Source organism: Streptomyces tubbatahanensis, from assembly GCF_022699385.1.
In the GTDB taxonomy this organism is placed as follows: Bacteria; Actinomycetota; Actinomycetes; order Streptomycetales; family Streptomycetaceae; genus Streptomyces; species Streptomyces diacarni.
Window position 1 is genome coordinate 7493804 of record NZ_CP093846.1, and the last position, 24801, is coordinate 7518604.

The 24801-nt window shown below is 70.4% G+C and carries 21 protein-coding genes and 2 pseudogenes; 6 read left to right on the plus strand and 17 right to left on the minus strand.

What is annotated here, in order from left to right; genetic code table 11:
* Positions 1-168: 168 nt before the first annotated feature.
* The 3 genes from MMF93_RS32155 to MMF93_RS32165 all read right to left on the minus strand — a co-directional run bounded on the left by MMF93_RS32155 (position 169) and on the right by MMF93_RS32165 (position 5375).
* Positions 169-2460, minus strand: a complete 2292-nt coding sequence (locus MMF93_RS32155; protein WP_242756741.1) for a phosphoinositide-specific phospholipase C-related protein — start codon at positions 2458-2460, stop codon at positions 169-171.
* 330 nt (positions 2461-2790) lie between these two features.
* On the minus strand, positions 2791-3942 hold the full coding sequence (locus tag MMF93_RS32160; RefSeq protein WP_242756743.1) for a S1 family peptidase: 1152 nt from the start codon (positions 3940-3942) through the stop codon (positions 2791-2793).
* A 173-nt stretch (positions 3943-4115) separates the two neighbouring features.
* A complete protein-coding gene (locus MMF93_RS32165) occupies positions 4116-5375 on the minus strand; it encodes an MBL fold metallo-hydrolase (RefSeq protein ID WP_423835562.1) in 1260 nt (419 codons plus the stop codon).
* A gap of 298 nt (positions 5376-5673) precedes the next feature.
* Here MMF93_RS32165 and MMF93_RS32170 point away from each other — a divergent pair, with 298 nt between their 5' ends.
* Positions 5674-6852 carry a Cmx/CmrA family chloramphenicol efflux MFS transporter gene (locus MMF93_RS32170; RefSeq protein ID WP_242756747.1) on the plus strand — a complete coding sequence of 393 codons (1179 nt, stop codon included), beginning with the start codon at positions 5674-5676 and terminating at the stop codon, positions 6850-6852.
* Positions 6853-6937: 85 nt separating this feature from the next.
* Here MMF93_RS32170 and MMF93_RS32175 read toward each other — a convergent pair whose 3' ends face one another.
* Positions 6938-7849, minus strand: a complete 912-nt coding sequence (locus MMF93_RS32175; protein ID WP_242756749.1) for a LysR family transcriptional regulator — start codon at positions 7847-7849, stop codon at positions 6938-6940.
* Positions 7850-7923: 74 nt separating this feature from the next.
* Here MMF93_RS32175 and MMF93_RS32180 point away from each other — a divergent pair, with 74 nt between their 5' ends.
* Positions 7924-8865 carry a DMT family transporter gene (locus MMF93_RS32180; protein WP_242756751.1) on the plus strand — a complete coding sequence of 314 codons (942 nt, stop codon included), beginning with the start codon at positions 7924-7926 and terminating at the stop codon, positions 8863-8865.
* Between the two features lie 62 nt (positions 8866-8927).
* Here MMF93_RS32180 and MMF93_RS32185 read toward each other — a convergent pair whose 3' ends face one another.
* The 9 genes from MMF93_RS32185 to MMF93_RS32225 form a co-directional block, all read right to left on the minus strand.
* Positions 8928-10019 carry a branched-chain amino acid aminotransferase gene (locus MMF93_RS32185; RefSeq protein ID WP_242756753.1) on the minus strand — a complete coding sequence of 364 codons (1092 nt, stop codon included), beginning with the start codon at positions 10017-10019 and terminating at the stop codon, positions 8928-8930.
* Positions 10016-10438, minus strand: a complete 423-nt coding sequence (locus MMF93_RS32190) for a cupin domain-containing protein (protein WP_242756755.1) — start codon at positions 10436-10438, stop codon at positions 10016-10018. Before MMF93_RS32190 ends, MMF93_RS32185 begins: the two co-directional genes overlap by 4 nt.
* Positions 10439-10499: 61 nt before the next feature.
* Positions 10500-11504, minus strand: coding sequence for a class I SAM-dependent methyltransferase (locus MMF93_RS32195; RefSeq protein ID WP_242756757.1), 1005 nt, complete (start codon positions 11502-11504; stop codon positions 10500-10502).
* Between the two features lie 100 nt (positions 11505-11604).
* Positions 11605-12609: an L-tyrosine 3-hydroxylase gene (locus tag MMF93_RS32200; protein ID WP_242756759.1), complete on the minus strand. Its 1005-nt coding sequence runs from the start codon at positions 12607-12609 to the stop codon at positions 11605-11607.
* 68 nt (positions 12610-12677) lie between these two features.
* Positions 12678-13367, minus strand: coding sequence for a type 1 glutamine amidotransferase domain-containing protein (locus tag MMF93_RS32205; RefSeq protein ID WP_242756761.1), 690 nt, complete (start codon positions 13365-13367; stop codon positions 12678-12680).
* Complete coding sequence (locus MMF93_RS32210; protein ID WP_242756763.1) at positions 13364-14464, minus strand: cupin domain-containing protein; 1101 nt, start codon at positions 14462-14464, stop codon at positions 13364-13366. Before MMF93_RS32210 ends, MMF93_RS32205 begins: the two co-directional genes overlap by 4 nt.
* Before the next feature lie 188 nt (positions 14465-14652).
* The gene (locus tag MMF93_RS32215; RefSeq protein ID WP_242756765.1) at positions 14653-16167 is read right to left on the minus strand and encodes a pyridoxal phosphate-dependent decarboxylase family protein; all 1515 of its coding nucleotides are present in this window, start codon (positions 16165-16167) and stop codon (positions 14653-14655) included.
* 111 nt (positions 16168-16278) lie between these two features.
* The gene (locus tag MMF93_RS32220; protein ID WP_242756767.1) at positions 16279-16599 is read right to left on the minus strand and encodes an antibiotic biosynthesis monooxygenase family protein; all 321 of its coding nucleotides are present in this window, start codon (positions 16597-16599) and stop codon (positions 16279-16281) included.
* Positions 16600-17679: 1080 nt separating this feature from the next.
* Complete coding sequence (locus MMF93_RS32225) at positions 17680-18624, minus strand: NADP-dependent oxidoreductase (protein WP_242756769.1); 945 nt, start codon at positions 18622-18624, stop codon at positions 17680-17682.
* A gap of 114 nt (positions 18625-18738) precedes the next feature.
* Between MMF93_RS32225 and MMF93_RS32230 the strand changes: the two genes are divergently transcribed.
* A complete protein-coding gene (locus tag MMF93_RS32230) occupies positions 18739-18984 on the plus strand; it encodes a helix-turn-helix domain-containing protein (protein WP_242756771.1) in 246 nt (81 codons plus the stop codon).
* Positions 18985-19246: 262 nt separating this feature from the next.
* Here MMF93_RS32230 and MMF93_RS32235 read toward each other — a convergent pair whose 3' ends face one another.
* A complete protein-coding gene (locus tag MMF93_RS32235) occupies positions 19247-19918 on the minus strand; it encodes a chitinase (protein ID WP_242756773.1) in 672 nt (223 codons plus the stop codon).
* Positions 19919-20220: 302 nt separating this feature from the next.
* Positions 20221-21150: a D-alanyl-D-alanine carboxypeptidase family protein gene (locus tag MMF93_RS32240; protein ID WP_242756775.1), complete on the minus strand. Its 930-nt coding sequence runs from the start codon at positions 21148-21150 to the stop codon at positions 20221-20223.
* A 624-nt stretch (positions 21151-21774) separates the two neighbouring features.
* On the opposite strand from MMF93_RS32240, the gene MMF93_RS32245 reads away from it, so the two are divergent.
* Positions 21775-22236 (plus strand): hypothetical protein, encoded by a 462-nt coding sequence (locus MMF93_RS32245; protein WP_242756777.1) that lies wholly within the window; start codon positions 21775-21777, stop codon positions 22234-22236.
* 270 nt (positions 22237-22506) lie between these two features.
* Positions 22507-23439, plus strand: a complete 933-nt coding sequence (locus MMF93_RS32250; RefSeq protein WP_242756779.1) for a DUF3048 domain-containing protein — start codon at positions 22507-22509, stop codon at positions 23437-23439.
* Between the two features lie 71 nt (positions 23440-23510).
* On the opposite strand, the pseudogene MMF93_RS32255 reads toward MMF93_RS32250, so the two are convergent.
* Positions 23511-23645: pseudogene (locus MMF93_RS32255) on the minus strand (CGNR zinc finger domain-containing protein); the annotation flags it as partial.
* Here MMF93_RS32255 and MMF93_RS32260 point away from each other — a divergent pair.
* Positions 23640-23788: pseudogene (locus tag MMF93_RS32260) on the plus strand (serine hydrolase); the annotation flags it as partial. The pseudogenes MMF93_RS32255 and MMF93_RS32260 sit on opposite strands and share 6 nt — an antisense overlap.
* Here MMF93_RS32260 and MMF93_RS32265 read toward each other — a convergent pair.
* A complete protein-coding gene (locus MMF93_RS32265) occupies positions 23778-24701 on the minus strand; it encodes a hypothetical protein (protein ID WP_242756781.1) in 924 nt (307 codons plus the stop codon). The pseudogene MMF93_RS32260 and the gene MMF93_RS32265 sit on opposite strands and share 11 nt — an antisense overlap.
* Between the last annotated feature and the right edge of the window lie 100 nt (positions 24702-24801).

Below are 24801 nucleotides of genomic sequence, written 5' to 3' on the forward strand. Positions count from 1 at the left end.
GTGAGATCCCGCCCGCACCCCGGCTCTCGTCCTTGCGGCGAAGCGCTGGTCAGCCGTCGCCCCGGCCGCTCAATGACCTCCACCACAAGGAGCAACTCTAACGAGCCAGACGACAGGACCCCCCACGCAGGCGGCGGGAACGGGGCGAGCACCGGCCACGGGCCGCCCTCAGGGGTCGCGGCGGGCGTTGAGGGTGTGGACGGCGGCCGCGGCGTCACCGAGGTTGGCGAAGTCGACGGCGACGAAGTTCACCGGATGGCCGCGCTCGGCCTCGCAGCGCCGGGCGCGGTCCAGGACGAAGTCCTCGGCGTTGACCTGCCGCGCGTCGATTCTGCTGCCGCCGCCGCTGGTGATGAAGTGGTTCATCAAGAAGAGGCGCTTGCCTTCCCCGCCGCGATTCTGCTCGCAGGTCATGTCCTCGGGCCTGGCGAACGCGTAGGGCGTCTCCATGCCGTACCGGTAGAAGTTGCGGTACCAGTCGGCCGGACCGTCGGCGTGCTCCGCGAAGACGACGAGGCGTTTGTCGTCCTCGACCATCTGCCCCAACGTCGGCCAGGCCGCCTGCGGATCGTCGTCGGGGGTGAACAGCAGCCGGTCCAGACCGGCCTGGTGGAACGCGGACGCCGTCCGCTCACCGGAGATGCCGTCCTGGACGATCAGGGTGACGACCTCTCCCGGGTGCTCGTCGAGCCAGGACCCGATGTCGCGCAGGGTGTCCACCAGCGGGATCGCGCCGCCCCGGCAGACGGCGTGGCACAGCCACAGCCCCGGCCTGGACTGGTGCGACCTGTCGAGCAGACCGGTGATCTCCTCGCGCATGTCGGGCGCGAACTCCGACAGCTTCAACCGCTCGGCGATCTGGTCGGGCCGCTCCCAGGTGTGGGTGTCGACGAGCAGCGCACGGGCGCCGTTGTCGAGCTGCGCGGTGATGTCGCCGTCCTGGAGCGGGCTGATGAAGCGGTCGGCGGTCGTCGACATCGCGTTGTGGGTGGCCACGTAGGCGGCCTGGTCGTAGCGCAGCTCGCACGACTGGCGGGAGCCGTTGCAGTACATCTCCTCGGAGCCGCTGGCGGCAGCCGGTACGAACGTGACGCCCAGGACCACCGCGGTGGTCGTCACCGCGGACATCCCGGCCAGCAGCTTGGTACGGCCGCGGGCGGTCAGCGACCGCGCGGCCCGAGGGCGCCGTCGCACCGAGGACAGCGCGGCCATCGACAACCCGGCCACCAGCGGGACGAGGGCGGCGGAGAAGCCCGCGAGCGTCAGGGTCTCAAGCGCCGTGCTCTCCAGATCCTCGACCAGAGCCGCGAGCGACGGCGGCCACGACCCGGGCGCCTGCCCCCACAGGCCGTCCGCCTTCCACCGCACGGCCTGGAAGAGGCCCGCCGTCAGCAGACCCCCCGCCGCGAGACTCCAGCCGATGGTGCGCAGCCTGCGCAGCCGCCGGCGAGGCCCGGTGATCCACAGAAAGGCGACGGACAGGACGCCGAGGACGACGGCGAGCGTGTAGACCCGTCCCAGCGCGAGGCGGGTGACGTCCTGGGCGGACTGCAGAGCGCCCAGGTGCATCCCGGTGCTCTCCAAGTCGTCCACGACGTTCCACCGGCCGCCCTCGGTGAGGCGCAGCAGCTCCCGTTCGCCCTCCTGCGCGCCGTCCCCGGCACGCCCGCCGACCAGGTGCGGCCCCGCCGCGGCCAGCGCCGTGGCGACGTCGCCCACCCCCAGCGCCGCCTCGATCTGCGGTCGGAGCGCCGCCCGCTCGCCCTTCGGCACAGCGGAGAGCAGGAGTTCGCTGACGTTCTTCACGGCCGAGTCGCTCAGCTCGACGGTGGGCAGATCCGCGGGGCGGCGCCCGGCGGCCACGTCCTCCAGCGCCGCCTCGACGCTCTTGACGGCTGCCGGGAAGTCGGCCTTCTCCCTGCCCTGTGCCTGGGACACCAGTCCGCTGAGGTACAGCTCCGCGAGCTTGTCCAGATTCGCCAGCACGGGCGTGAGATCGACCGAGACGGCCAGGGTGTCCGTCTCACCGCGCAGATAGGCCGTGACGGCCGCGATCTGCTCGTCCGTCAACTCCCGTACGGTCGCGGGCGGCAGTACCGTCTTCAGGTTCGCGGTCACCACGGACTCGGGCACCGGCAGACGCGCCAGCAGGCTGCGGGTGACCGGCTGGGCCTCCGGATCGACGAGCACCTCGTCGTAGAGCCTGTCGTAGGCCCGTTCGTCGTCCAGCACCTGCTGGTAGTAGCCGCGGTCCAGGGCGGTGGTGCGCAGGGTGCTGACCGTTGCCAGAACCGTCACGCACAGCACCGCCAGCACCGCTGTCAGGGCCCGTGCCGCGACGACCCAGCGTGCGCGGCGCCAGTGTCCGCGCCGGCTCGCGGCGGGAGACGAGCCGGACGCGAGGGTGTGCTCCTCCTCGCCTCCCGCGCCGGTGGCGTCTTCCTCCGTGTTCCGGGACAACGGTTCTCCCGCGCTCGTGTTGTTCGTGCCGGCCGGTGGTGCGCGGTCCGGGAGCGGCGTACCCTCCCGGCGCCGTGCGGGCCGCGCGCACCGTGCAGCCAGGCTAGATGAGCCGTGGCAGCGCGGCTAACGGCACTGCCCGCGCTCCTCTCGCGCTCCTCCCGCACCCGGCACCGCGACGGCACCGCGCCGGGCCGGGTGCCTGCCCGGGCCCGGCGCGGTGCCGGTCAAGCGGAGCCACCCCACGCGCCCCCGGATGCGCCGGACTCGCGGCTTCCCGGTGCGAGGGCGCCGGGGCGCGTGGGGTGGGGGTTACGGGGGTGGTAGGGGTCAGGCCGTGTGCAGGGTCAGGCCGTAGCGGCCGAGGATCTCGTTGATGGGCTGGTACCACGTCTCGCCGCCGCCGGTGCAGTCGCCCCAGCCGCCGGAGGTGACGCCCTGTGCCTGGTCACCGCTGATGAACGAGCCGCCCGAGTCGCCGCCCTCGGCGCACGCGCTCGTCTTGGTCATCTGGTGGACGGCGCCCTGGCTGTAGTTGACGGTCTCGTTCTTCGCGAGCACGGTGCCGCAGTGCCAGTGGGACGTGGATCCCGAGCGGCAGATGGAGGCGCCGACCGGGGCCTCCGTCGAGCCGCGCACGAGCTGGTCGGAGACCGTCCCCCAGCCGAGGACGACCGGGACGGTCCACCACCCGCTGCCCACGTTGACCCACGCGTAGTCGTTGTCGGGGAAGGACGAGCCCTGGAAGGTGCCGATGTGGCTGCCGTCCCAGCCGCTCACCGACTGACCCGCGCCCCCGCAGTGCCCGGCCGTGACGAACCCGCCCTGCACCGAGAAGCCGATGGAGCATCGGACGTTGCCCGTGTAGTACGGGTCTCCGCCGACCGTGCCGGCGGCGAAGGTCGTGGGGGAATGCTCCGTCGTGCGCACGGTCAGTGGGCCGGCGCGACGGGCCTTGGCGAGAAAGTCCTCGACATCGTTGTCGCGCCGGCGGTCCTCGCGGACCTCGACGACGACCCGGTTGGTCTTCCAGTCGGCGCGCCAACTGCTCACACCCGAGGGCGCGTCGAGCGCGTCGATGCGCTCCGTGGCGGCGTCGAGCGCCTTCGCGCTGCGGTCGACGCGCTCGACGGTCGCGCCGGTGGCCCGCACCGCCGCTGTCTTCCGGCTGTCGGCCACGGCGACGGTCAGCTTCTTGGTCTCGGCGTCGAACCAGGAGCCCGCGTAGGCGGACCCGGCCGCTCGCCGTGCCTTCTTCTCGGTGCCGGCGGCGCGCTTCTCGGCGGACAGCCGTGCCTCGGCCTCCTGCTTGCTGAGCCCGAAGTCCCGCTGCATCGCGCTCAGTACGCCGTCGGAGGCGGGCTTGCCCGCTGCGGGCGCGTCGGTCCCCGCCGCGGCGGACGGCAGGGATCCCGCCGCCACGAGGGCGCCGCTGACCAGCAGCGCGGAGAGGACGGCGCGGGGAGTTCTGATACGTCTCATGGATCGGCCCTTCGTTGTTCCAACGTCATGGGGGTGGAACAGCAAGGCCCGGGGAGACCCCGGGGTATGCCGGTGCGCAGATTAGCGAGGGATCATGAACAGGTCCATGCCAATGCCGCCATGAGGAGGTCCGGGGGCTGCCTCCGCTCCGGCGAGGTCCGGGGCTGCCTCCGCTACGACGAGGTGGGGGCCGCCTCCGCGGCGTCCGGCCCCGAGGTGGAGGTACCGGCGCTCCGCGGGTCCGCGGTGGTGGGTGAACCGTCGGGGCGCCCCTCGCCCCTCCTTGAGGCAACGGCGCGCCACCACGGAGTGGTTGGGACCTCATCCGAAGTCGGCTCGAAAGGCTCTCCGGGACGCGGCAGAGCGGCCCGTGCGCCCATCCGCGCGGCCGCCTCGACGGTGCCCTCCCCCGGCTCGTCCCACGGGTGCGGCGCCAGGCTGAACGTGGCCCAGTGGATCGGGAGCATCACCCCGGCGGACGCGGTGCCCTGGAGATCCAGATGCGCCCGCATGCCCTCGGCCGGTGTCATGTGGATGTCGGGCCAGTGCTCGCTGTACGCGCCGACCTGGATCATCGTCGCGTCGAAGGGACCGTGCGCGGCGCCGATCTCCCGGAAACCGGGGAAGTAGCCGGTGTCACCGCTGTGGAAGACCCGGTGACCCGACGGTCCTTCGGCGACCCAGGACGCCCAGAGAGTGTGCTGGCGGTTGCGCAGCCCTCGTCCGCAGAAGTGCCGTGCCGGAGTCGCGGTCAGCCGCAGCTCGCCGACCTGTGTCGACTCGGTCCAGTCCAGCTCCCGTATCCGGCTTTCGGAAACACCCCAGCGCTCCAGGTGGGCTCCCACGCCGAGCGGCACCGCGAAGAGCGCGTCCGTCGAGGCCAGTGCGCGGATCGTGGGCAGGTCGAGGTGGTCGTAGTGGTCGTGGGAGATGACGACGACGTCCACGCGGCCGAGCGAGGCCACGGGCAGCGGCACGGGGTGGAGCCGTTTGGGCCCGGCGAACGTGAACGGGGAGCACCGCCGCCCCCACACCGGGTCGAAGAGCACCCGCCCACCGTCGATCTCGGCGAGCACGCTGGAGTGTCCCATCCAGGTGACCCGCAGCCCGGTGGCCGGAGGCCTGGCCAGGTCCTCCGCCGTGGTCGGGTGCAGCGGCACGGCAGCGGCCGGACGGCGCCGCTCGCGCGCCTCCTTCGTGAAGAAGGTCTTCGCCAACTCGGTTCTGGAACCGGTCGGGGCGGGCCGCGGCTCTTCCCGATCGGCGGGCGGTGGCCCTTCGGGGTTACGGAAGACGCCGTCGGCGAAATGGGGAGAGCGACGGATCCGCTCCATCCGCGCCCCGGCCGGATCGGCTCCGAAAGCGAGGGGTCGCAGGCTTCGCGGTCTCCGCGGCTGTGGGCGCTGCGGTTGCGGGGCACTTGAGCCGGGCACGTGACCTCCTGGGGATCTTCACCTCATTGCATCACCTCAGCTGGTCGGGCGGAACACCGGGCCACGCGCGAAAACCGGTGTGCGACCTCGAGTGGCGGTCGGATAGCGTGCGCGGCATGTCGAGCCCCGAAGCGTCCAGGACGGGGGCTTTCGGTCACGCCGTCAGCCCCCAGCGCCACTGAGCCGTAGCTCCGCCGTCCCGCCGCCTTACGCGGCCGGATGCCTGTGCGCCCGTGGGTGCTGACCGCGGTGACGAGAACGCCTCCACCCCTGTTTCTCCTCGCCTCGGAGCCCCTCGATGCCTCTCGCGCTCTACCTGCTCGCCATGGCCGTGTTCGCCATGGGTACCTCCGAATTCATGCTCGCCGGCCTCTTGCCCGGTATCGCCGCCGACCTCGACGTGACGGTCGGAACAGCGGGGACGCTCACGTCGGCCTTCGCGATCGGCATGGTCGTCGGCGCTCCGCTCATGGCCGGGCTCGCCCGCAACCGGCCGCCTCGGTCAGGTCTCCTCGGGTTCGTCGTCGTGTTCGCCGCGGCACACGTACTGGCCGCCACCACGGCGAGCTTCCCTGTCCTGTTCGCGACCAGGGTGACCGCCGCGCTGGCGAACGCGGGCTTCCTCGCCGTCGCGCTGACCACCGCCGCCCGGCTGGTGGCAGCGGACCAGAAGGGACGCGCGCTCGCCGTGCTGCTGTCCGGCACAACGGCGGCCACGATCGCCGGGGTCCCGGCGGGCTCGGTGCTGGGCACCCTGCTGGGCTGGCGCGCCACGTTCTGGGCCGTCGCCGCACTCTGCCTGCCCGCGGCTCTCGGCATCCTCCAGGGCGTTCCGGCCTCTCCCGTGCCGGCGGGCACCTCGCACAGGCCGGCGCTGCGAGCGGAACTCGTCCAGCTGAAGAGCCCGCGTCTGGCCCTCGTGATGCTGCTCGGTGCCCTGGTGAACGCGGCGACCTTCGCGAGCTTCACCTTCCTCGCCCCCGTCGTGACCGACACCGCTGGACTGGGCGAGCTGTGGGTCTCGATCGTTCTGGTCCTCTTCGGCCTCGGTTCCTTCACCGGGATCACCGTCGCCGGACGCGTGTCCGACCATCGCCCCGGCCTGGTCCTCACGCTCGGCGGCCCGCTGCTCGCCCTCGGCTGGCCGTCCCTGGCCGTGCTGGCCGACCGGCCGGCCGCACTGCTCGTCCTCGTGTTCCTGCAAGGCGCGCTGTCCTTCGCGCTGGGCAGCACCCTGATCACGAGGGTCCTCTACGAGGCGAGCGGCGCCCCCACCATGGCCGGCTCGTACGCGACCGCGGCGTTCAACATCGGCGCCGCCGGCGGACCGCTCCTCGCCGCGACCTCCCTCGACACCGCCCTCTCGAAGCTCGGGCCGCTGTGGGTGAGCGGACTGCTCGTCGCGCTCGCGCTGCTCGTGGCATTCCCCCTGCGCGGCGTGATCGCGCCCGGTCGCAGCACCGAGGCGCCTCGATGAGCTGTCCCGACCTGGTCCGGCTCGCCGGACCGCGACGGGGCGCGCCTGAGGAGCCCTCAAGGCCGGCACCGCGGCCTCGTCGTGGTCAGCCGTCGTACTGAGGCCGGGCAGGTCCTGCCTTCTCGATGGCGGTGATGCAGGCGCGTACGGGCGGGTTCTCCGTACTGGCGAGCCAGGCGGCCTGGATGTCGCGGCGCAGTCCGGGGCGCAGGTGGGCGAAGCGGACGCCGGTCGGGGCGGGGCTGTGGGACATCGTCGGGACGAGTGCGGCGGCGAGGTTGCGTTCGACCATGGAGAGCTGGGTGATGTGCTCGGTCAGCGTGTACCGCACCTCCGGCTCGACTCCGCGGGCGCGCAGCGCCTGTACGAGGGACTCGTACGGTGCGGTGCCCGGCGGGCAGCTGGCCCAGGGGATGTCGCCCAGTTCGGCGAGGTCGATGCTGTCGCGGCCGCTGAGGGGGTGACGGGTGGACAGCGCCACGCACACGTCCTCGCTGACGAGGGTGCGCAGGGTCAGCCCCTCGGGGAGGAACGCGGGGCGGTTGGCCCAGCTCTCGATGAGCAGGAGGTCGATCTTGCCGCTCAGCAGAGAGGGCATCAGCTCGACGGCCTCACCGTCGGTCACGGTGGGCCGCAGCCGGGGGTGTTCCTCGGCGAGCATGTCCAGGGCACGGGGCAGCAGCGTCCGCACGGCGCTGCCCACTCCGCCGATCCGCAGCGGGCCCAGCACCTCGTCGTGGAGGTCGGCGAGATCGGCCTCCGCCGAGGTGAGCGCGCTCAGGAGGCGTTCGGCGTGCCCGGCCAGTACGCGTCCTGCGTGGGTGAGGCGGATGGTGCGGCCGTAGGGTTCCAGCAACCGGTGGCCCGCTTCCCGCTCCAGCTTGGCGAGCTTCTGCGAGAGCCCGGAGGGTGTGATGTGGAGAGTCTCGGCGGCGCGGGCGATCGAACCCTGGGTGGCGACCGTGGAGAGGGCGCGCAGCCTGTCGATACTGAACACTTCACCGATGCTACCGAATCATGGTGAAAACCTGTTGCTTTTCCTTCCTTCTCAGTCCGGGCACAGTACTGGGCATGTCGTTGAAGAGCGGTTCGGCCGCTGAGCCCGGAGTGAGCACCATCGAGGTCCCGGACACCGGAAGCCGGGCCAACCCCGTGCTCATGGCTGTCGCCGGGTCGGCCTGCATCTCGGCCTCCGCCGTGTTCATGAAGCTGTCCGACACCAACGCGGGGACGGCCGCCTTCCTGCGCTGCGCCCTCGCTCTCGTCCTCCTCGTCCCGCTCGCGTGGCGCGAGGTGCGCAGGGTCGGAAGGCGCCCGATGCGCTACCAGCTGATGGACATCGGCGCCGGCGTCCTGCTCGGCGTCGACATGGTCTTCTGGGCGGCGAGCGTGCTGAACGTCGGCGCCTCCGTCTCCACGGTGCTGCTCAACATCCAGGTCGTGTTCTACCCGCTGCTCGCGCGGGTGATCTCCAGGTCGCCGCTGTCCCCCCGGTTCCTGCTGCTGGCGCCCGTGATGCTGCTCGGCGTCGCCCTCGCCAGCGGCGCGATCGGGCACGCCGAGTCGGGCAGCAACCCCGTGGCCGGTGTCGCCTACGGAACAGCGGCCGGGCTGGCCTACGCCGGGTATCTGTTCCTCATGCGGCTCGGCGGCGGAAGGCAGCACTCCGTCTCTCCGGTGTGCGTCTCCACGGCCGCTGCCGCGGCGGCCGCCGGCATCATGGGAGGCCTGTGGACGGGCATCGACCTCAACCCCGGCTGGCCCGCCTGGGGTTGGCTGATCATGCTCGCGTTCATCGGACAGGTGGTGGCGTGGCTGTTCATCACGGCCGCGCTGCCGAAGCTGGCGCCCAACGTCGCCGCCGCGCTGCTGCTGCTCCAGCCCGTCATGGCCTTCGGCCTCGGTCTGCTGATCGGCGAACGTCCCACCCTCACGCAGGCCGGTGGCTGCGCCTTGGTGGTCGCGGCCGTCTGGTACAACAGCCGCCCGGCCAAGGCGCCGGCTGCCGCGTGAGAGCGTGAGCGGCCGCACCCGGTGTCCCGGCGGCGGGGCATCCGGGTGCGACCGACCGGTTCTCACGCCAGGGCGTGCGTCCAGTGTGGCGGCGGCTCCACGCGGCCGAACTGGATGTCCTCCACGGCGGCGCGCAACTCCACGGTGACCGGCCCCGGGGCCGGGCCCGGGACGGTGAACTCCCCGGCCGGGGAGCGCACCGTGCTGATCCCGGTGACCACCGCGGCCGTTCCGCAGGCGAACACCTCGCGGACCCGGCCCGCCGCGGCGTCCGCCCGCCACTGGTCACGGGTGTACGGCTCCTCGGCCACCCGGTAGCCGCGTGCTTCGGCGAGTGCGATGACCGAGTCACGGGTGATGCCGGGCAGGACGGAATCGGACAGGGGCGGGGTGAGTAGCGTCCCGTCGTCGAAGACGAAGAAGATGTTCATCCCGCCGAGTTCTTCGACGTAGGACCGTTCCGCGGCGTCGAGGAAGACGACCTGGTTGCAGCCCGCCTCGGCTGCCTCGGCCTGCCCCGCCATGGCGGCGGCGTAGTTCCCGCCGCACTTGGCCGCTCCGGTGCCGCCGGGCGCGGCACGGGTGTACCCGTCGCAGATCCACACCCTCATCGCGGGTGTCCCGGCGGCGAAGTGGGTCCCGGGCGGGGTGGCGATGACGCAGAACAGGTACTCGGCGGCGGGTCTGGCACCGATGCAGACCTCGGTCGCGATGAGGAACGGCCGCAGGTAGAGCGTGGAGCCGGGCTCCGCCGGAAGCCAGTCGCGGTCGGCGGCGAACAGGGCCTCCACGGCACCGAGGAACAGCTCGTCCGGCACCTCGGGCATCGACAGCCTCCGGGCGGACCTGCGGAACCGGCGGGCGTTGGCATCAGGACGGAACAGCTGCGCCCGGCCGCTGTCGGTACGGTAGACCTTCAGCCCTTCGAAGACCTCCTGTCCGTAGTGCAGCACCGAACTGGCCGGCGACAGGGGCAGGGGACCGAACGGCTCGACCCGTGCGTCGTGCCACCCCTTGCCGTCCCGGTAGCGGACGGTGGACATGTGCTCGGTGAAGACGGTGCCGAAGGCCGGGTCGCGCAGCAGCGCGGCACGCCGGTGCGTGGGCAGACGGTCGGGCACCGCCTGCTTCGCGAAGACCACCGGAGCGCTCACCGGGCCGGCTCGGCGTCGCCGCGCGGGCCGGTCAGCAGGATCCCCAGGCAGAAGCTTCCCGGGACGGCCTTCTTGGTCACGAAGTGGTGCACGGTACCGGCCGGGATGAGCATCGCGGCGGGCGCGCTGAGTTGGTGGGTCGTCCCGTCCGTCACGACGTCGATCACGGCCGCGCCGGGCTCGGGCGCCAGAAGCAGGTAGATCTCCGGCACCTCGTGGGTGTGCGGGGCCGCCACCGGCTTGTCGACCTTGTCGCTGATCTCACCGCCGGCGATCTCGAACTCCAGACCGTCGAGCAGCCCGCGGGTGAGGAGGAAGGGCGTGTGCGCGTAGTGGCCGGGCACCTGCTGGAAGACGGGCAGGTCCTGGAGGACGAGCGGACTGCCGGAGAGGATCGACGTGCTCGATTCGGTGCTCATATTCAACTCCCTGGTCGGGGACCGGAGGCGGGGTACCTCGTGGGCGAGGGCACGCTGCCGGTCAGGCGGGCGTGAGCCGGTAGACGAAGCTGAAAGCCGGGAGGTCGATCATCCGGCGGTCGGCGCACCGCCACCCGCTCTCCTCCAGCACCGAGGTCCACTCGTCCAGACTGGGCAGGAACTGGTCCATCACTCCGTGCACGGTCTCGAACCCCAGCGAGAACATGGGGTAGTCGGGCCCGGCGAGGCCGGTGGAGCGGCAGGTGTCGCCCAGCACCAGGTTCTTGACGTTGGGGAAGACCGTGCGCAGGCGGCGCAGGGTGCGCACGCAGTTCTCCCGGGGCCAGAAGTCGTGGCCCATCAGGAAGCAGGTCACCAGGTCGACGTCCGCGTACTCCTCGCGGGGCGTGAGGTTGAGCACGTCGTCCTGCACGAGGGAGACCCGCTCTTCGAGACCGGCCTGGGCGATGGCCTCCTTCGACACGGCGATGGCGCCCTCGGCCACGTCGATGCCGATCGCGTCGATCTGAGGGCGCAGCCCGGCCAGCCACACGATCCGGTCCGCCGAGCCGCAGCCCAGGTCGGCCACGGTCCCGATGTCGAGGTCGTCGATGAGCTCCCGGAACGGCGGGTCGAAGAACGTCCTGGCGATGTTGCGGCACGCCACGCTGATCGCGCGCGCGTCCCGGCGGACGTAGGTGCCCACCCGGTCCGCATTCTTGATCTTGGTCGGCAGGGTGGTGAACAGCTCGCCGCAGCCCCGGGTGAGCCAGTGGAAGAAGCCCTTGGTGAGGTAGGCGCTGCGGAAACCGGCGCCGGGCTTCGCCGTGGTCCGGTCGGCGTCGAGATCGACGACGTGCCGGCTGGAGAGCGCCACGACGAGAGTGAGCAGCGCCTCCGGGTGCGTGTCGTGGCGCCGGGCGTAGTCCGCGATATCCACGACACCCTGCTGCTCCAGCTCGTCCAGGAGACCGAGCTCCCAGGCCGCGCTGATCGCGGCCGAGGCGATGGCGCCGTTGAAGGTGTCGGCGCAGTAGCGTGCCTCGTCCAGTTCGGTTGTGGCCATGACTGTCAAAGCCCTTCGTGTTCGCAGAGGACGGTGTGCCAAGGACGGTGTGCCAAGGACGGTGTGCCAAGGGGTGGGTGCCTGACGGTGCCGGTCGGTCTCAGGAAGCGCTGCTGTCCGGTGTCGGGCCGCCGAGTTCCGCCGCAGCGGCTCCGGGGGCTCCGACGAGGGTCACCAGGTGACGGAAGGTGTCGGCGAAGGACTCCTTCAGCTCGGTGATCTCCGGTGTCCGCAACGCGGCGGGCTCGTCGTGCGCGCTGGGCGCGTAGGACGGGTAGAGGCCGTTCGCGGTGATGTCGAGGAGGATCGCGTGCACCCTGCGCAGCAGCTGGCGCACGATCAGCTCGTAGGAGACCGGCGACCGGGTGGTCAGGAAGATCCCGTCGTACAGCCAACGGCGGGTGTCGCGGGCCAGGGGCGTGACGGACGGGCGGTCGTGCGTGGTCAGCAGCAGGGATACCCCCGTCTCCATGACCTTGGCGGCGATACCCTCGTGGACCCGGTCGTTGAGCACGCACTCGTCCGCCAGCGCGGCCGCGGTGGCGCCCTCGCCGACCCGGATCCGTCCGCGTATGAGAGGCCGCACCGGGCCGTAGTCCTTCGCCCAGGCACCGCTGAGGTTGGCGTGCTGGCGCCCCATGGGCAGCCGGATGACGCGCTCGTAGATGTCCCGGGGCGGCGCACTGGTGTACAGCAGGATCAGCGAGAAGCAGCGGACCATGCAACGGGCCTGCTGGGAGAGCCGGTCGGCTTCCGCGGGGTCGGTCGGGGAAGAGGCTTTCTCGAGCACGGCGGCCAGCAGCTGCCACAGGCAGAACGTGGTCTGGTGGCCGGTGATCCACCGGAACCAGAAGACCCTGTCGATCTCCGGCTCGTCGGCGGGCACCATCGCCGCCGCGGTCCCGGGGTCGACACGCCATCGTTCGACCCAGGAGCGTAACTGCGCGGAGGTGTCCTCGTGGGGGGCCGTGGCCTTCATCTCGGAGGCCGGGGGCGGCTCGGTGGGCAGAGCCAGCGGCTCCAGCCCGTAGATGTGGTCGCCGAACTCCCAGGAGCCGGCGGTCGGGAGGGTGATCGGAACGGCATCGGGGTCATGCAGTCTCATCGGCACTTCCGGAAGGGGGAGGCGTGTGGGGGAGGGCGTGCGGCGACTGGCGCAGGTTGCCGCGCGCGTCAGTGACCGCGGGCGGTCATGTCCTCGACCAGCCGCCGGGCGAGCGGGCCGGCGGAGGCGGGGTTCTGGCCGGTGTAGACGGCGCGGTCCACGACGATGTGCTCGTCCCAGGGCTTGTCGGCCACCGAGAAGGACGCTCCGTTCTCCTTGAGCCGGTCCTCGGTCAGCCAGGGGGCGCTCTGGGCCAGACCGAACTCGGCTTCCTCGACGTTGCTGAAAGCCGTCACGGCGAACCCCTCGAACAGCCAGCGCCCGTCGTCGGCCCGTGCGGGCAGGAGCGCGGCCGGGCCGTGGCAGACGGCCGCGAGAGGCCTCCCCGCCTCGAACATGCCGCGCGCCAGCGTGCCGAACGCCGCCGAGTGCGCCAGGTCCTCCATCGGGCCGTGGCCACCGGGAACGAACGCGCAGTCGAACGCTTCGGGCGCGACCTCCTCCAGCGTCAACGGGGAGGCCAGCTCGGCGGCGAGCCCGCCCAGGTAGCTGGACCACGGCTCGACGAGGCCGGCCGGGTCCGGCGTGGGCGGCACGCCCCCCGGCGTCGCGACGGCGGTATCGAAACCCGCCTCGTGGAAGGTCCGGTGGGGGACGGCGAGCTCCTCGGGCCAGTACCCGCAGTGGTGCCGGGTGCCATCTGCGAGGGTCCAGTGCCGAGCCGCGGTGACGACGAACAGGACCGAAGTGGTGCTCACTGGTGGCCTCCGTTCTCCTCGAGCGGCTCCTCGACGTACAGGCCCAGGCTGTTCAGCGTCGGGAAGTCGTCGAAGGAGAAGAGACAGGCGTCGTCCGAGCCGTCATCGTTAGCGTGCTCATGCCACGCCCAGGACGGTACGCAGAAGATGTCGTTCTGCTGCCAGTCGAAACGGCGGCCGGCCACCACGGAGTGGCCGCGCCCCTTGGCCACCTGGTAGACGACAGAGCCCGTGTGCCGGTGCGCGAGGGTGGCCTCACCGGGGCGCAGCAGCTGCATGTGGGCGCTCATGGTGGGCAGGACGGGGCCGCCGGTGGACGGGTTGACGTACTCCATGAAGATGCCGTCGTACGGTGACCCGTCGCTGACCCGCGCCAGAGCGTGCAACGCCTCGTAGGTCTTCTCCCAGGGGAACATCAGCAGCGGCGAGTACCGGCTCGCCCGGCGGCCGTCCGGTTTCAGCATGCCGTAGCCGTGTTCGTACAGGGTGGAGTTGGTGACCGGCCTGGATGTTTGCCGGCGCTCCGGAAGCAGCTCGAAGAAGTTGGCACCCAGCGTGTCGACGAGCGGGTCGTTGGTGGCGTCCTGCCAGATCACGGGGTCGGCGTCCGCCTCCGCGCCGCTGCCGTGCTCGTGCCACAGGCGGCTCGGGGTGACGACGAGATCGCGCGCGCCGACCTCCAGCCGGTCGCCCGCGATGGTGGTCCACGCGCCCTCGCCCTCGATGACGAAGCGCATCGCCGACGCGGCGTGCCGGTGCGCGGTCATCGCCTCGCCCCCGTTGAGCATCTGCAACCCCGTGTAGAGGTGCCCCACGGCGGCGCCGCGCTCGGGATGGCCGGGGTTGATCAGCGAGACGACGCGCAGCGCCGCGTCGTCGCTCTTCACGAACGAGGCCGACTCCAGGGCGAACGGCCGCAGCTCGCTGTACTTCCAGTGCATGGGGACGGAGGCGGGCTTCGGCGACCAGGGCCCGGGCTCCACGGTCCAGCGGGCCTCGGCGCTGAGCTTCGCCAGCTGCGCGTAGAACTCCTGCCCGGCCGGCTGCTCGGGCGATGTGCCTTGCGCACCGGATTTCTCGGATGCTTCTTCCGGCATGACTCGACTCCTTTCACTGCGGTGCGGTTCTCAGTGACGCACTCGGTGAGCGCGGGGTGAACAGAGGGCGGCTTCTGCGACACGGCGGAGTAACCGGTCCGTCGAAAAACCGAGCTTCCGTGAGAGGCAGGCACGGAAACGGTGATGCCGCGCGTCTGCCCGGAGGTGTCACAGGTACGGAGCCGCTGCTACGGCACGAGGTGTTCCGACTCCAGGAGGTTTCTGTGACACGCCTGCGCGGTCTTCTGCAGGAGCTCCCAGAGTCTCTCGATGTCCTCGGGGCGGGTCTGGATGTTCCCGATGGAGATGCGCAGCACGTAACCGGCCGGAATGACCGCGTGGGAGAGATAGGTCTCTCCGGACCGGGAAACGGCGTCCCGGATCGATGCGTTGAGCCGGTCGTTGAACTGTCGGCGACTTTCCGGGCCCTCGCTTTCCGGGAATCCGGACGCCGGCTCGTACCGCAGACACACCAGGGGAAGCACCGAGGAGGCGGCGACTGTCCAGTCCGGATGTGCGTTCGCCCGGGTCCGCAGAGTCTCCGCCATGTGAACGGAGCGGGCGAGTCGCGCGGCCAGGCCACTTCGGCCGAACGAGCGGATGATCCACCAGAGTTTGAGCGCACGGAACTGCCGGCCGAGTTGGAGGCTGTGGTTCATGTAATCCACGGCCGACTCCTCCGGGTCGGTGCGCAGATATTCGGGAACGAGCCGGAACGTGTTGGCGAGCGCGTCCTTCCGTTTGCAGTACAGCGCCGTGACCTCCAAGGAGGAGAACAGCACCTTGTGCGGGTTCACCACGACGGAGTCGGCCGAGTGCAGGGGGGCGATATCAGGCCGTATATGCTCGACGAGTCGCCAGAATCCCCCGTAGGCGGCATCGACGTGCAGCCACAGCCCGTGCGCCCGGCACACCTCGGCGATCTCCTCCACCGGGTCGACCGCTCCGGTGGACGTCGTCCCCACGGTGGCGACCACGGCCACGGGGTGACGACCGTGCCGCAGGTCGTCGTCTATCGCGGCGTCCAGGACGGAGGGCTGAAGCCGTTGGTGTCCGTCCGAGGGGAGCCGCACCACGTTGTCCGTACCGATACCGAGCGCGATGGCCGCCTTGTCGACGGAGTTGTGCGCCTGGTCCGAGGCGTAGATCCGCAGCGTGGGCGCGTTCTGTCCGGCGAGGCCGCGCTCCCGGATCCGCAGAGCGCCGAGACTGCTGTCCCGGGCGGCGGTCAGGGCGTACAGGGTGGCCAGTGAGGCGCCGTTGACCAGCACTCCGTCGGCATCCTCGGGGTAGCCCACCATCTGGGCCATCCAGCAGAGCACGGTACGCTCCACGGCCGCGGCGGCCGGCGCCGACTTCCAGACGTGGGCGTTGACGTTGAAGGTCGAGATGAGGGCGTCGGCCAGGATCGCCGGGCCGCTGGAAGAGGTACTGAAGTAGGCGTGGAAGGAAGGGTGGTGCCACAGGGTCAGGTACGGGACGACACGCTGCCACGTGTCCTCCAGGATGTCCTCGAACCCGGTGGGGGAGTCCGGAAGCGGTTCGTCGATGAGGTCCTGTAACTGCCGCGCGTCGATGTCGGGCGCGACGGGGACGTCCCGGATGTTCTCCAGGTGGTCCCTGATGCGAGCCAGCAGGGCTCGACCGTTTTCTTCGAGGTCTTGGGGGTCCCAGTCCCCGTACAAACCCACGGGATCAGACACGGGTTTCCTCCAGTTGAGAAACACACTCGGGTCCGCGGTAGGTGTCCGGCCGGAAACGACGGGGTCCTTCCGTCCGTTTCCGTGCGGGTTCCGCACGTGCCGTCGGGTTTCTCAGTGGTCGTGCTCGACTTCGACCGGGAGTTCCGTGAAGTATTCGATCACACGGGGCTGAGCGCAGTAGTCGGCGCAGAACTGAAGGAGAAGGGGTTCCTCGGCTTCGGTGACGCGCTCGTGGGACTCCCTGCTTTCCCACGGGTACATCATGACCACTCGGCCGGGTTCCTCCTCGCTCTGGAAGAACCGGCCGTGCGCTATCCAGCCGGGATCGCTGTGTCCGCCAGGACCGACGATCTCGTCCATTTCCTGCATGATCTTCAGCGCCTGCGTCTCCAGTCCCGCCTTCAGGAACCAGGTTTCGACAACGGTGATCACTACTTCTGTACCTCCTGTTTCAGCGCCTGCCAGGGCACAGGAATTGCCCGGGCAGGCTTTCGGAAAGGTCGGACCCGGTGTACGCGGTCCGTGTTCTCCTGCATGGCGGAGCTGGGCAGGCCGATTTCGGCATTGCGTGGAACATTGCGCGGAGGCACTGCACCAACAGGCAGCCGACGGCCAGTGGCCGGTTTTCACGGGGCGGCCACTCAACAGGTGATGCAGGGAGGTCAATTCATGGTCGAGCACGGTCAGAGCTCGACCATGAATTGACCATAAGAGCCGTGCCACCCTCTGACAAGTGCGCCCCCGGGCAGGCCCCGAACCTCGCGCCATACATCCGGGCGGAAGAGTATGCACGGAGGCGTACATTCCCTGGTCGGCGTCGCTCGCCAAGTGCCGGTTCACGCACGGTGCGACATTAGACGGCACCACATGTGATCCTCGTCACATTGCATACCTTGGTTCGGTCCAGAAATTGAATTCTGGAGCACATCCCTGATGGCGGGCGCGGTGCTCCCTCTCCGCCGCGACTGCTGTGGCCGGCGTGTTGTGCGTGCTGCTTCGGGAAGTCGGGGAATGGGTGTTGCCTGAGGTGTTGGTGAGGTGTGGGAGAGGCGTTTGACGAAGGAGTCAACGAGACGGCTACGTGGGAGAGTTGGCGGCCGACGCGCCTCTCGACCGCGGTGTCGAGGCTCGGTTGAATCGAGGTGAAGTCCGGTTGGCCCGAGGTGAACGACGCACGCGTGTTCTCCGCGGCGCGTGCCGTCGCTCTCGTGTCGCTGCTGGCCGCCAGGGTGGCTCACACGGGCGGAGCCGGTCCACGAGCCGGGCCGTGCCACAGCGGCGTACCACCGCTGTGGCACGCCGAGTTGGGCGCTGGTGGGTGGTGTGGGCGACGCGCGAGCACGTAGCCGACGGGATGCCGTCGAAGGCGGCGGTGAGGGTGTTGCGGGCGCTCGCGCTCAACGCCCAGTGCTCAGCGCTCAGTGTCTTCTGCTTGGCACCTGTCACTCGGCGCTCGGCATTCGGCGCTTGTCGCACAATGCCCGCTCCCGGCGGGTGGAGCGTGGCTCGGACTCACTGAGGATCTGGCCGCAGCGTGATCACGACCTTGCCGTGGACGTGACGCGCGGCTTGCAGCGCCACGGCATCGCGGGTCTGCTCGATCGGGAAGGTCGCGGCGATCGGTACGGTGACCGTGCCGGCGAGCAGCGCGTCGGCGATCCGTGCCATGGCATCCGGGCTTGCGTCGAAACCACCGGTTGCGCGGGCACCGCCGGGAGGTTGGGGACCCGCGGCGATCGTGGAGATCCGCTCGGGCGGTACGCCGAGCGCGAGCGCGGTCTCGGCCGTCTCGGTGCCGAACAGGTCGGTCGCCGCCGACACGCCCTCCGGAGCCAGTGCCCGTACCCGGTCCGCCAGTCCGGGACCGTAGGTCACGGGCTCGGCACCGAACCGGCGCAGGAACGCGAACGTGCCCTGAGAGGCGGTCCCGATCACTCTGGCGCCTGCGAGCTTCGCGAGTTGAACGGCGAACACCCCCACGCCGCCCGCGGCGCCGCCGACCAGGACGGTGTCGCCGGACCGCAGGTCGATCGCGTCCAACGCGGCGGCGGCGGTCAGGCCGGCTACCGGAAGCGTGGCCGCCACCTCGTCGCTGACCCCCTCCGGCGTGTGCCAGAGCGGCTCGGTCACCTCGGTGGGCGTCCCGGCCACCACGAAATCGGCGACGGCCCTACCCTGCGCGCCGCCGTGGACGCGGTCCCCCACGGCGAACCCCGTGGCGCCGGCGCCGACCTCGTCGACGACACCGGCGAAGTCGTACCCGAATCCGGACGGCAGGGTGATGCCGAACTGCGCCGCGAGCTCGGGCTGTGCGGCAATGCTCCAGTCCATGGGGTTCAGGCCGGCGGCCGTGACACGGACGCGGACCTCGCCCGGCCCGGCGTGGGGTTCGGGGACCTCCCGCAGCTCCAGCACTTCGGGGCCACCGAACGTCTCGTAGACAACTGCCCGGCTCATGCGTACCTCCAGCGGACCATGGTGGGACTTGGTCCCATCACCGTACCCGAGTGACGGCACCAAGTCCCGTAGGCTTGGCCCCTTGGCCCCTTGGCCCCTTGGCCCCTTGGCCCCTTGGCCCGCCGGCAACCTCACGCACCCGGGCGACTCCTCGTCGCCGCGCTCGAACTGTTCGAGGAACGGGGATACGAGAACACGACGGTCGTCGAGATCACGGAGCGCGCCGGGCTGACGAAGAGCACCTTCTTCCGACGCTTCCGGGACAAGCGAGAGGCGCTCTTCGGCGGGGGTGCGATGACCGGGCTGCTCAGGGGCGGATCGAGGCGGCGCCGGCCGGAGCCGGCCCCCTCGAAGCGGTAGCGCATGCCCTGGACGCGGTCGGCAGGGAGGTGTTCGGCTCCGAGCGCCGCGAAGTGAGCGCCCGGAGGCCGGCGGTGATCGACGCCAGCCCGGAACTGCGCGCACGCGAGGCGTTGGGTGCGGACGGCCAGCGCCTCGTGCTGAGGCCGGGTCCGGCGACAGGTGCGGCCCAGGCCGGGTGGACCGGCCTGGGCCGCGTAGGGGTGTCGGCTCCGAAGCCCTCGCGGAGCTCGGCGCGGGGGTGGGCGCCGGGGGTGGCCGCTCAGCAGCTCAGGTTGTCACCCGGGGCCACTCCCAGTACCTGGGTGAACTCCTTGTACGTGTCGATCCGGCTTTGGACCTGGCCGGGGTTGCCGCCGTCGCATTCGAGGGTGCCGTTGATCGAGCGGATCGTCTCGCCGAAGCCCGCGCCGTTGACCATGGCGTCGTGCGCGGTCATGGTGCCGGGACCTGTCTGGGTGTTCCAGTACCACAGCGCGGTCTTCCAGGAGACCGCGGCATCCCGCTCCACCAGGTACGGGTCGTTGAGCAGGTCGATGCTGAGGGCGTCCCCGGCGGCCTTGTAGTTGAAGTTCCAGCTGAGCTGGATGGGGCCGCGACCGTAGTAGGCGGCCTGCCCGGCGGGGCAGCCGTACGGCTGGTTGGCGTCGCAGTAGTGCGGGTAATTGCTCTGGTCCTGTTCCACGACGTGGACCAGGCCGCCTGTCTCGTGGCTGACGTTGGCCAGGAAAGCGGCGGCTTCCTGCTTCTTGACGGTGTCGCTGCCGGTGTTGGCGAACGCCGGGTAGGCGTCCAGCGCTGCCGTGAGACCGCTGTAGGTGTAGAACGAGTTCCGGCCCGGGAACATCTGGTTGAACTGGGCCTCGCTCACCACGAACTCCGCGGTGGAGGCCTTTCGTGACTGCGCCGGGGCTGCCTGGGATGTTGTGGGCATGACAAACCATAGGGCGCATCCGACCGCCAGAGCGGTCAGCAGCGCCATGATGCGTCGCTTCGACACGGGCGCACTCCTCGCTTGTAGGGGGCGCACGGAACTCAACAGCATTGGTCTGTACCAAGTCAAGAGGTCGTGACGGCGGGAGGAGAGGCGAGGATGCGTCTGTGTGTGCCGGGGCGGGCGGGGGTGCGGCCGGCCGGTCCGGCTTTCGCCACGGCGACGGGCCCGACCGGCTCTCCGCCACGGCGACGGGCCCGGTCGCTCGGCGACCGGGCCCGTCGTACTGCGGCTACCGCGTGTCAGTCGCTCTGGGCGTCCGACGGCAGCTTACGTATCTTCATGTCCTTCGCGTCGTCGGTGCCGAAGCCGTAGTCCAGCAGCTTCGCGGCGTCCTCGTACCGGTCCTTGCTGTTCAGCACGGTGCCGACGAGGGTCTTGCCGTCCCGCTTGCCCGCGAACACCAGGCACTCGCCCGCCTTGCTGGTCGTGCCGGTCTTGATGCCGACAACGCCCTTGTACGAGCCGAGGAGCTGGTTGGTGTTGGTCCAGGTGTAGTAGCGCGTGCGGCCGTTGGCTGCCGGCGCCTCGCCCTCGTACTCCTTGGTCTTGACGATCTTGCGGAAGGTGTCGTTCTCCATGGCGTGCTGGGCGAGCTTCGCCAGATCCTTCGGAGTGCTGGAGTCGCCACCCGTGCCGTCGAAGGTGTCGAACTTCGTCTTGCCGAGGTTGAGCTCGTGGCCCTTCGCGTTCATGTCGACGACGAACGACTGCACCCGCTGGGCCCTGGTGGCACCCTGCCCGAAGGTGTCGGCGAGGGCGTAGGCGGCGTCTGCGCCCGACGGCAGCAGAGCCGCGTAGAGGAGCTGACGGATGGTGAGCTTGTCGCCGGTCTGGAGATCCGCCGTGCTGGCGTGCTGCTCGGCGACGTAGTCGCGGTAGGCCTGCTCGACGGGAACCTTGCGGTCCAGGTCGACGTTCTTCTTGTCGAGGACCATGGAGGCGACCATGATCTTCACCGTGCTGGCCATGGCGCGGTCATCGTTCACGTTCTTGCCGAAGAGTGACTCGCCCTTGTCGTTGATCAGGGAGGCACCCTTGGCCGTGAGCTCGGGCGGAGGCGTGTCGGAGGCGTTCGATGTGGTGCCCCAGGCGATGAGCGGGGCGGCCGCAAGGACTGCACCTCCGGCGACAGCTGCGACCGTCTTGCGTCCGGTCAGGATTCTTGCCATGGAGAAATACTCCGTTGGACGTGTTGTGGAACTGTGGTCATGTGAACGCGAGCCCGGGCACCCCGTGTCTGGGGTCCGGGCTCGCGACGCCCGACCCGTGGGGCACGGGTGCCCCCGTGATGCTCGTGTCGGACATCCGTGTTGATGACCCGTCCCACGGAAAAGTTCACGGTGACGCGGGAAAAGATCTGCGTGCCCAGGGTCGGGTTCAGCGAGCCCCGTAGGACCTGCGCGGGTCACACGCCGTAGGCATCGGGGGGTCTCCCATACCGCCGTGTCGACCTCGTGAGCGTGCCGAATGAGGGGCGGGAGGCCCGGCCCGTGGCCCCTCCCGCACGTGGGGCATCACGGGGACTGTTCGGCTGTGCCCGTGTTGGTGAGCGTCGAGGATCTTCTCGCATCGCTGATCAACCGGTTGTCACAGTAGCCGATGTTGAACCGTTCAACGAATTCGAGCTGGGCCGGCCGTGCGCCGCGCGCCCCGGGTGCGTTGGCCGGATTCGTGCGCACCCTCGTATGTCCGAGGATGACCGGACCTGGGCTGCCTGGTGTGCTGTGTCACGGTCACACGAGCGCCGCCGGTGACGCCTCGTCAGGCGGTGGCGACAACGGGAGGGGAAGCACATGAAGAGCGGAAGAAAGCTGGGTGCGGCCGCGGCCGTCGGCACGCTGATGGCCGGTCTGACCCTGGGCATGACCAGCTCGGCCACCGCCGCGCAGGACGACCTGAGCGAGGTGCGAGCGACGGTCTCCGCGGTGATGGGCGACCAGGTCGAGGGGCGTCGGATCAACGCGACGACGCTGGACTACAACGGCTTCACCGCGAAGAAGGCCGTGTCAGGGCAGGCGCTGAACTGCGAGTACGAGCACCTGTGCATGGAGGTCCGCGGCACGGAGTTCTCGTTCTACACCTGCGGGAAGTGGAACGTGACCAACTGGTGGGGTACCGGTCCCTACATCAACAACCAGACGAGCGGAACCGTCGCCCGTTTCTACGGTAAGAACGGCGATCAGCTGTGGAAGTCCACCGCCTACGACTCCGGCACGGCCGACTGGGCCCCTGTCTGGTCACTGAGCCCCTGCTGAGCAGCGCGTCGTAACGCACCGCCGCCCCACCCAGCACCGCGTCGGGACGGCGGTGACCGCTTCCTTCCCGCGCCAGGGCCGGGCTTACGAGGTATTGACGACGCGACACACGCTGGATGAGGTTGGGCCTCCCCACACCATCCCCCCACAGGAGGTCGGTTCATGGCCCGCAGCTCCGCCCCACAGGATCCCGCGCCCGGCCCCCGGAGGTCCCGGAGTAGGCCGGAGACGTCGCGCGCCCGCGGCCGGCGGCTCCGCTTGTTCGCCGCGTTGGCCGTTGTCGGAGGGCTGACGGGGACCGTCACCTCGTCCGCCTCGTTCGCCGCCGACGACGGTGCCCGTACCCCTCCGACGCGGCAGGAAGCCGCCTTCACCTCCCCCTTCACGGGTCTTCCCGCCGAGAAGAACCCCGTGCTCGCGGTGAAGATCGACAATCACAAGGACGCGCGTCCGCAGACAGCGCTGGAGGATGCCGACATCGTCGGCGTGGAGAAGGTCGAGGGCGGGCTGGGACGGCTGTTCGCCATCTACTCCAGCCACTACCCCGAGACCCTGGGCCCGGTGCGCAGCGCGCGTGAGTACAACGTCGAGCAGATGCGCATGTTCCAGCGGCCCGCACTCGCCTACTCGGGCGCGCGCGAGGGGGTCGTGGACAAGATCAAGGAGTCGCCTCTGTACGGCGTCTCGCACGACGACCACCCCGACGCCTACGAGCGCGGCGGGAACCACGAGCCTCCGCACAACCTCTACGGTCACCCGGACAAGATCCTCGCGAAGGCGCGGGGAGCGAGCGAGGCCGACGACATCGGCTTCCGCTTCGGTGCGGAACCCGGCGGCGGTACGCCCACCGAGGAGCGGACGGTCGACTACGGCTCTTCCAGCGTCTCGTTCGCCTGGTCGTCCGAGGAGGACCGCTGGCTGGCGTCCTTCGACGGCGCACCGGCGAAGGGCACGTCCGGGCAGCTACTCGGCGGCAAGACCGTGATCATCCAGAAGACGGACATGCCACCGGACTCCAGCGGCGAGACGCCGTACATCGAGACGGTGGGCAGCGGCGAGGCGACGGTACTGCGCGACGGCAAGGCGTTCGAGACCACGTGGCAGCGCAAGAGCGCGACGGGGGACACCACTTACACGCTCTCGAACGGCAAGCGGATGCCCTTCGACCCCGGACAGGTCTGGCTCGTCTACCAGGAGCGCTGACACCTCACCTCGGGCCGCCGCACCAGCGCACGCGCACGGGCCCGAGCCGCGCGGGGCGCCACGCCGTCTGTTCACGGCGTGGCGCCCCGCGCGCCTCGTCTGCGAGTCCGGTACGCAGCGGCCTTGACGCGGTTGCCGCACTCCTCCATCCCGCACCGGGTGCGCCGTGCGCCCCGGGAGCGGTCGAGATGGATACGGGTGCAGTCGGCGCCTACTGGCCCGAGTTGCCGCAGCGGGCAAGCAGGACGTACTCGTACGTCACCTCCTCTCGCACCGCGCCGGCCTGGCCGGGCTGCGCGTACCGCACGCGCTGACCGAGCTCCACGACGGGGAGCTGATCACCGCACGCCGTCTCCCGCCTGAAGGTGAGCGCCCCATGGCCGGTAGGGGACAGGTCGGCCGGTGTGCGCGTCGAGCAGGACACGGTCGCCCACGGGCCGGCCCAGCTGTACCGTCACCCGTTGCAGCATGGCCTGCTTGGTACAGAGGCCGGCCCGTCGACCCCTGACGGAGGCGGACAGCACCACGCTGCCGGACGTCTCCGTCACGTCCACCACGGCGCCGTCATCGCAGACGCCGTGCGCGGCGATCACGGTCACCGATCGCGCGTCGACAGCGGAGCGCACCAGGCCACCGAGTCGCGTGGACGGTCCAGCGACCGGCTTGACCGGTGACCGGGGGAGTCCGGACGCGGTGACGGCAGCCTGCTTGAGCGGAGTGTCGTAGCCCTTCAGGCTGAACAGCCAGGCGGGGACCGTAGCCGGTCCGCGGCTGGTGACCACGGTCATCTCTCCGAGCTTCGCGCCGGTCACCGTCAGCCGCGGCTCCGCGCCGGAACGGACCAGGGCCTCGTACGACTCTTCCGCTGCCTCCAGGGGCCGGGCGAGCGCTCCACCTTCGGCAAAGGACACCTGGCCCTTCTTTGTCGCGGCGGCGGGCAACTTGCCGCGCAGAGCGAAGCTTCGGTCCCGATAGGCCTGCCTGTCGTCCTTGGTGTGCAGGCCTTCCCGCGGCGGCTGGATGACCTCGCCCGTCGGGTGGTAGCCGGCGCGCCACGCGGCAGCTGCGCCCGATCCGTCCCAGGCAGCGGCGACCTGCCGGGCACGGTGTGCCCGCGCCTCCCTGCTCTCGTCGTCCGCCTCCCGCGTGCTGCCACCGTTGGTTTCCCGACCACCGCAGCCGGCGGCCAGGGCGACCAGACCGGCGACGGACAAGGCGAGCACCGCAACCAGGTTGCGGGAACGCGACGGTCTGGCCCGCATATGACCTCCCGGAGGGGGTGAGCGCACCGCTCACCGGTGTGACGTAGCCGGTCCGGCGGGAGTTCCCACAGGGGCGGTTCCGCGGAACCGCCGTACCGCG